12 protein-coding genes and 1 pseudogene are annotated in these 11,931 nt (G+C 62.9%); 4 read left to right on the forward strand and 9 right to left on the reverse strand.

What is annotated here, in order from left to right:
* Window positions 1-10: 10 nt before the first annotated feature.
* From ABIN98_RS22655 to ABIN98_RS22670, 4 genes are all read left to right on the forward strand, one after another.
* Window positions 11-571 (forward strand): SH3 domain-containing protein, encoded by a 561-nt coding sequence (locus tag ABIN98_RS22655; protein WP_346913386.1) that lies wholly within the window; start codon window positions 11-13, stop codon window positions 569-571.
* 15 nt (window positions 572-586) lie between these two features.
* A complete protein-coding gene (locus ABIN98_RS22660) occupies window positions 587-1,576 on the forward strand; it encodes a DUF4424 domain-containing protein (RefSeq protein ID WP_346913388.1) in 990 nt (329 codons plus the stop codon).
* Entirely contained in the window at window positions 1,576-2,070 is a 495-nt protein-coding gene (locus ABIN98_RS22665; protein ID WP_346913390.1) for a hypothetical protein, read from the forward strand. Before ABIN98_RS22660 ends, ABIN98_RS22665 begins: the two co-directional genes overlap by 1 nt.
* A gap of 363 nt (window positions 2,071-2,433) precedes the next feature.
* Window positions 2,434-3,342, forward strand: a complete 909-nt coding sequence (locus ABIN98_RS22670; protein WP_346913392.1) for a LysR substrate-binding domain-containing protein — start codon at window positions 2,434-2,436, stop codon at window positions 3,340-3,342.
* A gap of 13 nt (window positions 3,343-3,355) precedes the next feature.
* On the opposite strand, the gene ABIN98_RS22675 is transcribed toward ABIN98_RS22670, so the two are convergent.
* The 9 genes and pseudogenes from ABIN98_RS22675 to ABIN98_RS22715 form a co-directional block, all read right to left on the reverse strand.
* Window positions 3,356-4,699, reverse strand: a complete 1,344-nt coding sequence (locus ABIN98_RS22675) for a TRAP transporter large permease (RefSeq protein ID WP_346913394.1) — start codon at window positions 4,697-4,699, stop codon at window positions 3,356-3,358.
* A 79-nt stretch (window positions 4,700-4,778) separates the two neighbouring features.
* On the reverse strand, window positions 4,779-5,318 hold the full coding sequence (locus ABIN98_RS22680) for a TRAP transporter small permease (protein WP_346913396.1): 540 nt from the start codon (window positions 5,316-5,318) through the stop codon (window positions 4,779-4,781).
* Window positions 5,306-6,364: a C4-dicarboxylate TRAP transporter substrate-binding protein gene (locus ABIN98_RS22685; protein WP_346913398.1), complete on the reverse strand. Its 1,059-nt coding sequence runs from the start codon at window positions 6,362-6,364 to the stop codon at window positions 5,306-5,308. Before ABIN98_RS22685 ends, ABIN98_RS22680 begins: the two co-directional genes overlap by 13 nt.
* Window positions 6,365-6,427: 63 nt before the next feature.
* Complete coding sequence (locus tag ABIN98_RS22690; protein WP_346913400.1) at window positions 6,428-7,912, reverse strand: hypothetical protein; 1,485 nt, start codon at window positions 7,910-7,912, stop codon at window positions 6,428-6,430.
* A complete protein-coding gene (locus tag ABIN98_RS22695; protein WP_346913402.1) occupies window positions 7,912-8,406 on the reverse strand; it encodes a biotin/lipoyl-containing protein in 495 nt (164 codons plus the stop codon). Before ABIN98_RS22695 ends, ABIN98_RS22690 begins: the two co-directional genes overlap by 1 nt.
* A pseudogene (locus tag ABIN98_RS22700) lies at window positions 8,394-9,789 on the reverse strand (acetyl/propionyl/methylcrotonyl-CoA carboxylase subunit alpha). The gene ABIN98_RS22695 and the pseudogene ABIN98_RS22700 overlap by 13 nt, the downstream one beginning before the upstream one ends.
* On the reverse strand, window positions 9,786-10,214 hold the full coding sequence (locus ABIN98_RS22705) for a hypothetical protein (protein WP_346913408.1): 429 nt from the start codon (window positions 10,212-10,214) through the stop codon (window positions 9,786-9,788). The pseudogene ABIN98_RS22700 and the gene ABIN98_RS22705 overlap by 4 nt, the downstream one beginning before the upstream one ends.
* A gap of 13 nt (window positions 10,215-10,227) precedes the next feature.
* Window positions 10,228-11,292, reverse strand: a complete 1,065-nt coding sequence (locus tag ABIN98_RS22710) for a hypothetical protein (protein WP_346913410.1) — start codon at window positions 11,290-11,292, stop codon at window positions 10,228-10,230.
* 241 nt (window positions 11,293-11,533) lie between these two features.
* The gene (locus ABIN98_RS22715; RefSeq protein WP_346913412.1) at window positions 11,534-11,929 is read right to left on the reverse strand and encodes a cupin domain-containing protein; all 396 of its coding nucleotides are present in this window, start codon (window positions 11,927-11,929) and stop codon (window positions 11,534-11,536) included.
* Between the last annotated feature and the right edge of the window lie 2 nt (window positions 11,930-11,931).

Raw genomic sequence — 11,931 nt, forward strand, 5'->3', positions numbered from 1 at the left:
GAGGCAGATCATGAGAAAGCTTAAACTGACGACTGCCGCGCTAACCTGCGCGCTGGCCGTTTTCTCCTGGCAGTTACCGGCGCTGGCCGACTACGTCGGCGGCCTCGATCCCTACGGCGACAACTACCTGTCACTCCGTCAATACCCCAGTTCCCGGTCGATGGAATTGAGCCGGATGGGACCAAACACGATGGTCGAAGTCCTCGATCGTGACGGGCCCTGGCTCTATATCCAGACCCGCGACGGACGGATCGGCTGGGCGCATGGCCGGTATATCCGCTCCGGCTATCCCCGGGAAGCCGCACCGCCTCCGCCGCCTCCACCTGGGTTCGGCAGCGGCACCCTGGGTGGAGCCCCTGCGGGCGGTGGCTGGCAGATGCCGGGTGCCCAGCCGGACACCCCGCTTCAGACCGGTCCCGGGGTCGACGGTGCCGCAGAACCCGCAGGCGATGTGAATCCGCCAGCACCGCCGCCCGACGACTCAACACCTCAGAGCGCGGACAGCGGGCCCTACGAGTGGCTTACCGGTCATCTGGAGCGGTTCCATGGCCCGCTCAGATACTATCCGTAGTCAGCGGGAGATTTGATGATGAGACCCTTCACAGCGCTGTTGTTCGCACTGACCGCGTCCATGGTCCCCACGAACACGCAGGCCAACGACAGCTCCGCCCATCTTGCCAGCGGCGGGCTCGAATTCGTCCGTCAGAAAGACGTCGTCATGCAGTCGGAGGACCTTTACCTCTCACCAGACCGCATCGATGTCCGCTACGTTTTCCGTAACACGTCGTCCGAAGACATCACCACGCTGGTCGCCTTTCCTCTGCCCGATATCGAGGCGCTCAACGACTACAACAACCTGATTCTGCCGCAGCAGGACGCCGTTAATTTCATCGATTTCACCACGAAGGTAGACGGTCGAAAAGTCGAGATGGAAATCGACCAGCGCGCGATCGCGCTCGGCGTTGACCGGACTGCCGTGTTGCGAGAGTTCGGTGTCCCGCTGGAACCGTACCTGCTTTCGACCCACGACGCCTTGGCGCAGCTCGCACCCGAGCGACAGGAACAACTCCGCAAACTCGGCCTGTTGCGACGCTTCGACGGAGAAGAACCGGGCTGGCTGATGCGGACAGCCTATTACTGGACGCAAACCTTCCCGGCCGGCCAAGCTGTCGTCATCGAGCATAGCTACAAGCCTGTGGCCGGTCGCAGTTTGTCCCCGCCACTGGCTCGAAAAGGTCAGCATGACGACTATTCCCTTCGGGCAAAGCAGGACTATTGTATTTCCGACGATCAGGAAAAGGCCATTGCCAGCCACCGTCTGGATGCCGCCGGCAAGGCGCGCTTCACCTATTTCAGCGCAACCGTCGAATACATTCTGAAGACCGGGGGAAACTGGTCCGGGCCAATTCGGAATTTTCACCTCGTCGTCGAAGCCGCAAAACCGGACGATTTCGCCCTGCTCTGCCTCGACGGCGCGCAACGCGTTTCCCGGTCGCGCCTGGAATTCTCCGAGGAGAACTTCTGGCCGCGCGACAATCTCAATGTCCTCTTTATCGATGCTGTGGAGCTTCACTGATGCCTATGGAAAAATTTCTGATCGCCGTTTCCGCTTCACTCTTTCTGACCGGTTCGGTGTTGGCGGGCGAATGGCAGACCTATCAGAACCCGCGTTTCGGCACGGCCGCCGAAGTTCCGGCTGATTTCATCGCAGGGGATGAGCCGCAGAACGGCGATGGCCTGAAGTTTTTCGATATCGACAGCGATGGCGAGATCAACGTTTATGGCGCCTTCAACGTCATGGGCGACGATCTCGCCAGCTATCGGGACTTTCTGGTTCAGATCTACAAGGATGGCGGCTGGACCGTCGGCCAGGAAGACTTCGGTGATACATGGTTCATGGTCAGCGCCGAGCGGGAAGACAGGCGGTTGTTTCTACGGGTGGAACATGGCGCCGGCTGTGCCACCGAACTGCTTCATCACATCGAGTTCCGCTATCCGGCCGACTTACAGGAGCGCTGGCAGCCTTTCATTGCGCATGGCTCAGAGACCCTTGACGGCCCCTGCCCTTGAACCGCCGTGTTGTATAGGTCCGAAGTAGCCGGGGGAAAGATCCTGTAGCACTCACAACTGCTGTGCCCCGTCTTAACCCGCCGTTCCGTGTTCGCGTTATCCGCAAAAACTATTCCGGCCCGGATGGCGCGGACGCCTGCGATTGGGTGTTCGCTCCAAGCCGGGGGATCGGTTTACCTCTGCGAACATCCCTCTCCAGCGACCACCCTGATTCACCCGCCTGAACCCTACATTCATTCCCTCGTCATTGGTTTCCAGCCCCAGCCCGTAAGACTGGCGCGGGAGAACCGTAGGTCTATAACTCCTCCTTTCCCGCCACTGCATCGCACGTTAAGTTTCGGCAATGGCAACAAGGGACCATAGATGAAACAACTGCCTTCGACGGCCGGGCTGCTCGCGTTCGAGGCCGTTGCCCGGCATTTGAGCTTTCGGCGTGCGGCGACGGAATTGAACATTACGCAAGGCGCTGTCAGCCAGCGGATCAAGACGCTGGAGACGGTGCTGTGCCAGCCGCTGTTTCATCGCAACGGCAATGTGGTGGCGCTGACCTCGGAAGGTCTGGAGTTTCTTCCCAATGCGCGCGCGATCCTGCGCGATATCTTCAATGCCACCGACCGGCTCGTCCACAAGGACAGCACCAGCGTCTTGACGATCGGCTGCATCAGCACCTTCGCGATCAAATGCCTGATCCCCGCGATCGGGGACTTCACGGACGAAAACCCGGAGATCGAGGTTCGTATCCGCACGCCGGTGCCGTTCGAAAAGTCCAACTTTTTCGACTATGACCTGACGATCCAGTACGGCTTCGCGGACCGGTGGCCTTCCATGATCGTGACCGGTCTGGGCGAGGAGGAACTGTTTCCTGTCTGCAGTCCGGACTACCTGCGCAGGGCCGAACTCGGTTCTGACGTGAAGGCGCTGGCGCAAACCACCATCATCCGCACGTCCTCGCCGCTGCTCTACCAGGATGAGTGGCCGCTGTGGCTGGACAGTGCCGGCCAGCCGCGCCTGACGTTCCAGCGGGAACTGAATTGCGACTTTCTCTATCCGACCTACGAGGCGGCCATTCGCGGCCTGGGCGTCGCGATGGGCAGGACCGCCGTGGTCGAGAACGACATCGCGGCGGGGCTTCTCGTCGAGCCGTTCTCGATCCGGATCGAATCCGCGCTCGGCTATCATCTGGTCGTATCGCCGGAGCGGGCACAGACGGAGAAGGTCCGGCGCTTCTGCGACTGGGCGCGCGTCCGCCTGCACACCGGCCAGCCCCGGTAACCCGGGGAATTCTCTAGAACGCCGAGTGCGGTAACCAGAGCGAGATCGCTGGAAACAGCAGAAGCAGCGCCAGGACGACGATATCCAGAACGAGGAAGGCGCTCGCGCCCTTGAAGATCCGGCCGAGCGTGACCTGGCCCGGCGTGACGGCCTTGATGACGAAGATATTGAGGCCGATCGGCGGGGTGATCAGGCCGATCTCCAGGAGCTTGATGACGATGACGCCGAACCAGATCAGATCGACGCCGTAGCCCATCATGACCGGCACGGTGAACGGCAGGGTCAGGACGAGGATGCCGATGGAGTCGAGGAACATGCCCAGCAGCAGATAGAAGACGACGAAGCCGAGAATGACCACCGTCACCGACGCCTGCTGCGCCTGAAGCCACTCCAGCGCGATCGGCGTGATCCGCGTCAGGGAGATGAAGCTGGTGAACAGCTTCGCCGCGAGCGAGATGAAGAAGATCATCGTCGTCTGACGAACCGTTTCCTCTCCGGCCGCGATCAGGGATTTGAAGGTCAGCCGGCCACGGGCAAAACCGATGATTGTTGCGACGACGGCGCTGACGGCGGCCGCCTCGGTCGGCGTGAAGATGCCGAGATAAATGCCGCCGACAACGACGATCAAAAGCACCAGCGTCGGCCACAGACCGGCGATCGCAGCGCGCCGTTCCTGCGCGGTCACCTCCATCTCCAGCTTGGGCGTATGCTCCGGATGCAGACGCGACCATACGAAAACGGTGATCAGATAGCCGGCAAGCGACAACAACCCCGGGAGTGCACCCGCGAGGAAAAGCATCTTGACCGACTGCTCGGTGAAGATGGCGTAGATCACGAACAACAGGCTCGGCGGGATCAGGGACCCGAGGGTTCCGCCCGCCGCAACGGCGCCGGAGGCGAGCCTCGGATCATAGCCGAACTTCAGCATCTCCGGGACCGCGATCCGGCCCATGGCCGCGGCACAGGCGACACTCGACCCGGTGATGGCGGAAAAGCCGGCGCAGCCGGTGACGGACGCCATTGCGAGCCCGCCCGGCAGACGGCGCAACAGCACGCGCAGGGCGTAATAAAGATCCGTCGTGATGCCGCCCTGATAGGCGATGTGGCCGAGCGCGATGAACAGCGGGATCATGCTCAGCGGATAGTTGTGCACGAAGGAATAGGTGTCGGCGCTGATCAGAGACAGGGTCGGACGCAGGGCGCCCACGAGATCCGGCGCGCTTCCCGGCCGCCAGCCGAAGAAGAGAACAAGCCCGACACAGGCGGACAGGCCAAGGCAATAGCCGATTGGCACGCGGAGCACCAGCAACAGCAAGGCTGCGACCAGGATGACACCGGCGAGCGTTACAGGCTCCATGGTCCGGACCTCCGTCTAGTCAGAAATGAACCGTTGGCGTGCATGTGTCTTTCCATGGACCCGGACAGCGTTAGCCGTTTCAAGGCTTCGATTCGCCGGACTCACCGCGAAGCATCCGGCGTGTGTCGACCGCCAGAAGGACGAGAAGACGAAAGATGAAGAGGCCGATCGCGAATACGAAGATGCCCTGGCCCGGCCACATGCGAATGTGCAGGATGCCGTTGTAGTAGTCCTGGGTTTCCCAGCTATCGAGGAACGAGCGCAGAGCGGCCCAGAACAGGAAAATGCCGAAGGCTATGCCGACCAGATGGGCGAGGATGGCAAGCGCCGCTTTGCTGCGACCGTGCAGGCTGCTGGTGAACAGTTCGACCGCGATGTGCGCGCGAAGCGCCGTGACCACGCCGATGGGAAGCAGGATGACCGGCACCATGAGTTCCTGCACCAGCAGGACGTCGTCGGGAACGATCGACCGGCCGAGCCAGCGGCTCAGCACATTGACCGTGATGAGCACGCCCATCACAAACAGGCACACCACTGCCAGCGATACGAGAAGACGCTCGGCGCGCGGAAGGCGGCTGGCGCCGCCTTCCTCGTTTGCGGTGTCCGTTACCGGGTCCATGGATATCCGGATTCCTTCTGCTCTTTCGCGTACTTGCCGATCAGGTCGCGGTAGTCGGACAGCAGGGCGTCGGAGTCAATACCGTCTTCCTTGGCGGCCGAGACCCAGGCGTCGATGGCCGTGGCGCTGGCTTCAATCAGCGTCTGCTGATCAGCCGGCGACAGGGTCGTGACCGTGATTTTCTTGCCGTCGATACCGTCGACCATCTTGGATTTCGCGGTCGTGTCCGTCTCGATCATCTTCTGCGCGAGATAGTCCTCGAAGTCGGAAGACACCTCGTCCAGCACCTGGCGCTGCTTGTCGGACAGCGAGGCATAGGTGCGGTCGTTGATCGCCACGCCGAAGGACATGTTCTGGCCCCAGTTCAGTTCCAGCACGTGCTGCGCGACTTCGTACTGCTTGTAGGCGAGCATGGAGTAATAGTAGTTCTGGTTACAGTCGATCAGGCCGGAATCGAGTGCCTGATAGACGTCCGCCTGGCTCATGCCGACCACGTCGACACCCAGGCTGCGCAGCGTATCGCCATAGGGACCGGAGGCGCGGACCTTGGCGCTCTTGAGCTGGTCGAGGCTGGTGATCTCCTGATTGCAGATGAGCTGAACCGGACCGGTGCTGTAGTTCGTCAGGTAACGAACGTTCGCCTTCGCAAATTCCTGCTTCATCGTCTCGTTTTCGGTCGAGAGCGCATACATGGCGCGCAGGCCGACCCAGATGTCGCTGTTGTCGACCGGAAGATCGCCGATGTTGTAGGCGCGCATCTCGCGCGGCGTGAAGAAGCCGATGACGGTTCCCAGATCAGCCACCCCGTCGCCGACACCTTTCAGCGTGGCCTTGCCGCCGAGCAGCGATCCGCCCCAGAAAAACTGGATCTCAAGATCGCCGGCAGACCGTTCCTTGATCTGCTCTGCATACCATTCCAGCGCCGCCGCACGCGCGCCGCGGTTCGGCCCGTAGTCGGAAAACCGGAGCGTCGTGGCGCTGGCGGCCGTCATGCCGGCAACCAGGCATCCGCAGGTCAATGCGGCAAGCTTCATCATTCGAGACATTTTCATTCCTCCCATGTTTTGACGCCTCCCGCGCCATATTGAAACTTCCAGTCAGCGGGCGGATCACCCGGCCGCCGGTGCGGCCTCTTTCGAAAGCGACAGCCGCAGGGCGCCGCGCTCGATCTCCAGGCTTGTGATGTCATCCCGCTTCATCAGTTCGCTCGTGAGCGCGGCCACCGGGTGCAACCTGGGCTTCCGCACGATCGGCTTGCGGTTGGCCTTGAAGTCCCTATACGCCGCAGGATGCAGGAACAGGAAGAGCAGCAGGTCCTCATCCGACTCGAACGGGCCATGCTCCGCGCGGATCTTCGGCAGAACAGGCTCGTCGAGCCCCTCGAGCGGATCGATCGGCGGAGCATCGCCGACCAGCCGGTCCTTAATGTCCGGGTCGAGCGGCGCGATCGGTTCGCCGAAGGCCCCGCGCGCATAAAGCTGAAGCGCTTCGGGCGGGCTCGCATAGCGTTCACCCTGCAGGACGTTCATCAGCGACTGGACGCCAACGAACTGCGAAAACGGCGTGGACATGTGCGGAAAGCCGAGTTCCTCACGAACGCGGCGGGCTTCTTCCAGAACCTGCGGCAGAAGATGTCCCATGTCGCGGTCATGCAGCTGTTTCACGAGGTTCGAGATCATCCCGCCGGGGATCTGGTGACCGACATAGCGCTGGTGATAGGCCGGATCGAAGGGCCGTTCCTCGGGCACTTCCTTGCCCTCCTGGTGGGCGACCCAATAGAACCAGTCGTCGATCTCGCGCACACGATCCTCATCGACATCGACCGTGCGGCCTTCCTCGCGCGCCATCTCGATGATGTCGAGCGTGGACGGCAGGGCGGCGCCCCAGGCCAGCGGGCGGGAGGCGGTCCAGAGAACGTCGACGCCGGCACGAATGGCCTCGCGGCAGGAGTCGCGGCCGAGACCCGTTGCGGTATGGCAATGGAAATGCAGTTCGAGGTCGCCGATCGCGGCCCTGACCGCCTGCAACGAACTGCGCGCGCGCTCGGGCAGCATGACGCCGGCTGAATCCGACAGCACAAGCGCGTGCACGCTGCGATCGGCGAACTCCTTCGCCTTTCCCGCGAGATAGGCGTCGGTATGCGCCGGGCTTTCGTTGAAGCCGACAAAGCCCTTGACCTCGAAGCCGAGGCGCAGGCCTTCCGCCAGAAGGTGATCCATGTTCCGCAGGTCGTTGAGGCCGTCGAAAAGCTTGAAGCTGGTCACGCCGTTGCGCTGAAGCACTTCCAGAAACAGCGTCTGGACATCGTATGGCTGCGCGCGCCAGCCCCAGAGGTTGCGCGCGCGCACCAGCACGTCGAAGCCGGTCCGCGGCGCTTCACGGCGCAACAGCCGCATGCGTTCCCACGGATCCTCATAAAGATACATGGCCGCGGTTTCGAAACTGACGCCGGCGGCGACGCAGATCGTGTCAAAGCGCGCTTCGTCCATCACCGATGCGATCGGCAGCATGGATTCGGTGCGCATGCGCGTCGCCCAGAGCGATTGCTGCGCATTGCGCAAGGTTTCGTCGAGGATGCCGAGACGTTTCACCATCAGTTCCCTTGCTTTTCTTCGCTCGTTTCGTCGGCCGGTTCGATCCACAGGATCAGCCCGTCCTTCTCGACCAGCTCCTCGTTGGCCACCGCGATCGCGCGGACGGTGCCGGCGAAGGGCGCGCGGATGGCGGTGAAGAGCTTCATGACTTCCACCGACCCGAGTTGATCGGCCTTGCCGACCGTGGCGCCTACCTCCACAAACGGCGGTGCGCCGGGAGAAGGCGCGGCATAGAACGTGCCCGCCATCGGTGAGCGGACGGCCCAGGCGTCCGGGAAATCTCCGGCCTGTGCCGCATGCGTTTGCCCAACCGCCGGGGCCGGTTTCTCGTCAGCCTGTTTTACCTCCGCCGGCGCCGGTGCGGCGCGGGAGGTGGTCGCCGCACGGGTCACTGCGAGCCTGGTTCCCTCGAACTCGACTTCGAACCGCGAGAACGGCCCGGCATCGATGAGGCGGAGGATCGTCAGGACATCCTGATAGGTCAGTTGTTGCATGAGAGGGCGCCGCATTCTTGATCGTCGAACAGGTCGGATTCGCTCATCAGGGTCTCCACCCAACGGGTAGAGACCGCGCCTGAGCCGAATTCCGGACGTTCGAGCAGTGTTTTCAGGAAGGGAATGGTGGTGTCGACGCCCTCGACCTCGAAGTCCGCGAGCGCATCGAGGGCCCGCCGGATGGCGGCCGGACGATCCGGCCCGCCAACGATCAGTTTGGCGAGAAGGGAGTCATAGAACGGCGGGACATCGGAGCCCTTGAAGCAATGGGTATCGATCCGGATGGTGTCGCCGGACGGCTGCTGCCAGGTGCGGATATGTCCGGGCGACGGCCTGAAGTCCTCGGCCGCATTCTCGGCATTGATCCGGCACTCGATGACATGCCCCGAAAGCCGGATGTCGTTCTGGCTTATGGACAGCGCCTGCCCTCCGGCGACGCGCAGCTGTTCGCGCACGAGATCGACGCCGGTCAGCATCTCGGTGACCGGATGTTCCACCTGGATGCGTGTGTTCATCTCAAGGAAATAAAACTCCCCGGTGTCCTGATCGAAGATGAACTCGACCGTGCCGGCGTTTTCGTAACCGACACTCTGCGCGAGCGCGACGGCCGCATTGTGCATCCGGTCGACGACGTCCGCCGGCACATGGGTGGCCGGACCTTCCTCGACGACCTTCTGATGGCGGCGCTGCAACGTGCAATCGCGCTCGCCGAGATGGATCACATTTCCGACGCCATCGCCCATCACCTGGACCTCGACGTGGCGAGCGTTGCCGATGAAGCGCTCGATGTAGAGCGTGCCGTTTCCAAAGGCTGCGAGCGCTTCGGCGGACGCGGTCTCGAAGGCGGAACGCAGATCGGCGAAGTCACGCACGACCTGCATGCCGCGCCCTCCCCCCACCTGCAGCCGCCTTGAGCAAGACCGGCAGGCCCATCTCCAGGGCGGCCGCCTCGGCACTGCTGTAATCGGCGATGTCGTCGAAACCCGGAACCACGGGAACGCCGGCCGCCTTGGCCCGCGCACGGGCCCGGATCTTGTCGCCCATCTCCAGGATCGTGTCGGCATCGGGGCCGATGAAGCGCACGCCATGTTCCGCGCAGCGCTGTGCCAGGCGGCTGTTTTCGGCAAGGAAGCCGTAGCCCGGATGCACCGCATCGCACTCCGTGCCCAGGGCGGCGGCGACGATGGTGTCGATCTTCAGGTAGCTCTTGTTCGACGGGCTCGGACCGATGCAGACCGCCCGTCCGGCCATTTGTGCGGCCAACGAATTCCGATCCGCTTCCGAGACCGCGACGACGGTCTCGATCCCTTCCGCCTCGCAGGCACGGATGATGCGCACGGCAATCTCGCCGCGGTTGGCAACAAGGACGCGACGCAGGCTCATAGCGACCTCCGCATCTGATCCGCCTCATCCAGCCTCAGGCGAAGCAGCGGCTGGCGATATTCCACGAAGGCACCGTCTTCGACATCGACGTGGCTCACGGTGCCGCAGGCTCCGGCCTTCACCTCAACACGTTCATCGAGCACCGTGATCGTGCCGATCACCGTTTCCGGCTTGAGGTGTGCCGATGCGATCAATGCCGCGGATGATCCCTCGGCAAAGCGAAACGTGCCGAGAAGGTCCGCAGACACGACGGCCGTGCAGCTCTCATCGATCTCGGTCGTAACCGGCTCAGCCACGCGCTCCACCTCGCCGTTCTGAATTGCGAGGCGCACCGTTCCGTAGCGAAGATCGAGACGGGTGAAGCGGGAGGCGCGGAAGCCCGCCACGATCTCGGCCAGATCCGCTTCTCCAAATTCCGGTTGCATGAGCGGCGGCCCCCTAGACGAGAATTTCGCCGTCGCGGGCGACCGTGTGCTTGCCGTCGACCACCATGGTCACGCGGTCGGCAATGCCTTCCAGACGCAACTTGCTGGTCACCAGACCGCGATCGGCGCCATGGCCGATGCCGAAATGCATGGCGCCGTAGCGTTTCTTTTCGCTGCGCATGTTGCCGGTGAAAGGCGGGCACTGCTTGTTCGTGCCGATCGAGATTTCACCGCCGGTGACCCACGAGTTGTCGTCGCCGTAACGCTTCAGGTAATCGCGGATCATGCGTGCCTCATGGCCGCCGGTGATATCGACCACGCGTCCGTTCTCGATATGCACGCTGACAGGTTCGGACCAGCGGCCGGCCGGGTATTGCCCCGTTTCGTCCCAGACAACGACGCCGTTCGCCGTTCCGGGCGCCGGCTCGACATGGAACTCGCCGAACGGCCAGGTGCCCGGGCTTAGCCCGAAGCGGCCAGTCTGCGGGTCGCGCTCGAAGGGCACCGCCCCCCAGCGCTTGGCCAGGGCACCTTCCGGATATCCGGTGATGTCCGCGGTCAGGTCCGTGCCGGCCTTGGTGGTGACGCGCACCTCCTTGCCGGCATCGAAGACCTCACCGATCCGGCGCTGGAGATCGCACATCTCAAGCACGTCCTCCTCGGTCGAGGACCCGCCGCCGTCGATCAGGATCTCCTGGTTCATTTCTTCCCAGAGCCAGATCGGCGTCTTGCCCTTCGCTCCGCCTTCGGAACGGATGGCGCGCAGGCCGGGCGTGCCGCTGTTGAGGGCTGTGGTCGTCAGCGCGATCACGACATCCGCTTCCTTGGCCGCGCCAACGGCAAGCGGAGACGGGTCGGCGCAGTGATAGGCGCGCTTGGGATAGAGGCACAGGCACGGCTCGGCATCGCGGGCGTGGAGGAAACCCATCATCGCCTGCCAGATCAGCGGATCCATCTGATCGTCGGTGAAGATCGCGAACTTGTCGCCCGCCTGAACATTGCGGAACGGATATTCCAGCGACTTCATCAACGATACGAGACGCGTTGCCGGCGTCCCGTAGCGAGAGATCATTTCCATTCGTGCCTTCCTCCCATCGTGGCCACTGACGGCTTCTCCAGATTGGGGGAGACGTTAAGCGGCGCTCGGGAGAGCGACAAACCAGAAATAAAAATGGGGTGATTAGAAAAATTCATCGCTGCAATCTGCGCGATGCGGTGCCGTTCGTTGCACAACCATGCGCGATGACAACCGAGACGACCAGGCGCCCCGATTTACATTCGCAATGCCTGCCGGGCATTCCTGCCCGGCAGGCATCCCATCAGCCGTTGTAGTCTTCGTCGGAAACCTTTTCCATCCAGGTCACCGGCGTGCCGTTGATGCTTTCCTGAATGGCGATGTGGCTCATGGCGGTGTCGGGGGATGCCCCGTGCCAGTGCTTTTCCTCGGCCGGGAACCAGACGATGTCGCCCTGTGAGATTTCCTCGATCGGACCGCCTTCCCGCTGAACGCGGCCGCGGCCGAAGGTAACGATCAGCGTCTGGCCGGCCGGGTGCGTGTGCCACGCGGTCCGTGCGCCCGGTTCGAAAGTCACATGGGAGCCCCCGGTGCGGCCGGGTTCCTCTGCGGCAAAGAGCGGGTCGATGCGAACGGTGCCGGTGAACCAGTCTTCGGGACCGGGCATAGATGGCGTGGTGCCGGATCGAATGATTTTCATGG

The sequence above is a fragment of the uncultured Roseibium sp. genome, assembly GCF_963675095.2.
GTDB lineage: Bacteria > Pseudomonadota > Alphaproteobacteria > Rhizobiales > Stappiaceae > Roseibium.

Bases quoted from the DNA above. Each gene is read 5' to 3' on its own strand.
- ABIN98_RS22665 (WP_346913390.1), top strand. From the start codon at position 1,576: ATGCCTATGGAAAAATTTCTGATCGCCGTTTCCGCTTCACTCTTTCTG.
- ABIN98_RS22690 (WP_346913400.1), bottom strand. From the start codon at position 7,912: ATGGTGAAACGTCTCGGCATCCTCGACGAAACCTTGCGCAATGCGCAG.
- ABIN98_RS22670 (WP_346913392.1), top strand. From the start codon at position 2,434: ATGAAACAACTGCCTTCGACGGCCGGGCTGCTCGCGTTCGAGGCCGTT.
- ABIN98_RS22705 (WP_346913408.1), bottom strand. From the start codon at position 10,214: ATGCAACCGGAATTTGGAGAAGCGGATCTGGCCGAGATCGTGGCGGGC.
- ABIN98_RS22655 (WP_346913386.1), top strand. From the start codon at position 11: ATGAGAAAGCTTAAACTGACGACTGCCGCGCTAACCTGCGCGCTGGCC.
- ABIN98_RS22715 (WP_346913412.1), bottom strand. From the start codon at position 11,929: ATGAAAATCATTCGATCCGGCACCACGCCATCTATGCCCGGTCCCGAA.
- ABIN98_RS22695 (WP_346913402.1), bottom strand. From the start codon at position 8,406: ATGCAACAACTGACCTATCAGGATGTCCTGACGATCCTCCGCCTCATC.
- ABIN98_RS22680 (WP_346913396.1), bottom strand. From the start codon at position 5,318: ATGGACCCGGTAACGGACACCGCAAACGAGGAAGGCGGCGCCAGCCGC.
- ABIN98_RS22660 (WP_346913388.1), top strand. From the start codon at position 587: ATGATGAGACCCTTCACAGCGCTGTTGTTCGCACTGACCGCGTCCATG.
- ABIN98_RS22685 (WP_346913398.1), bottom strand. From the start codon at position 6,364: ATGTCTCGAATGATGAAGCTTGCCGCATTGACCTGCGGATGCCTGGTT.
- ABIN98_RS22675 (WP_346913394.1), bottom strand. From the start codon at position 4,699: ATGGAGCCTGTAACGCTCGCCGGTGTCATCCTGGTCGCAGCCTTGCTG.
- ABIN98_RS22710 (WP_346913410.1), bottom strand. From the start codon at position 11,292: ATGGAAATGATCTCTCGCTACGGGACGCCGGCAACGCGTCTCGTATCG.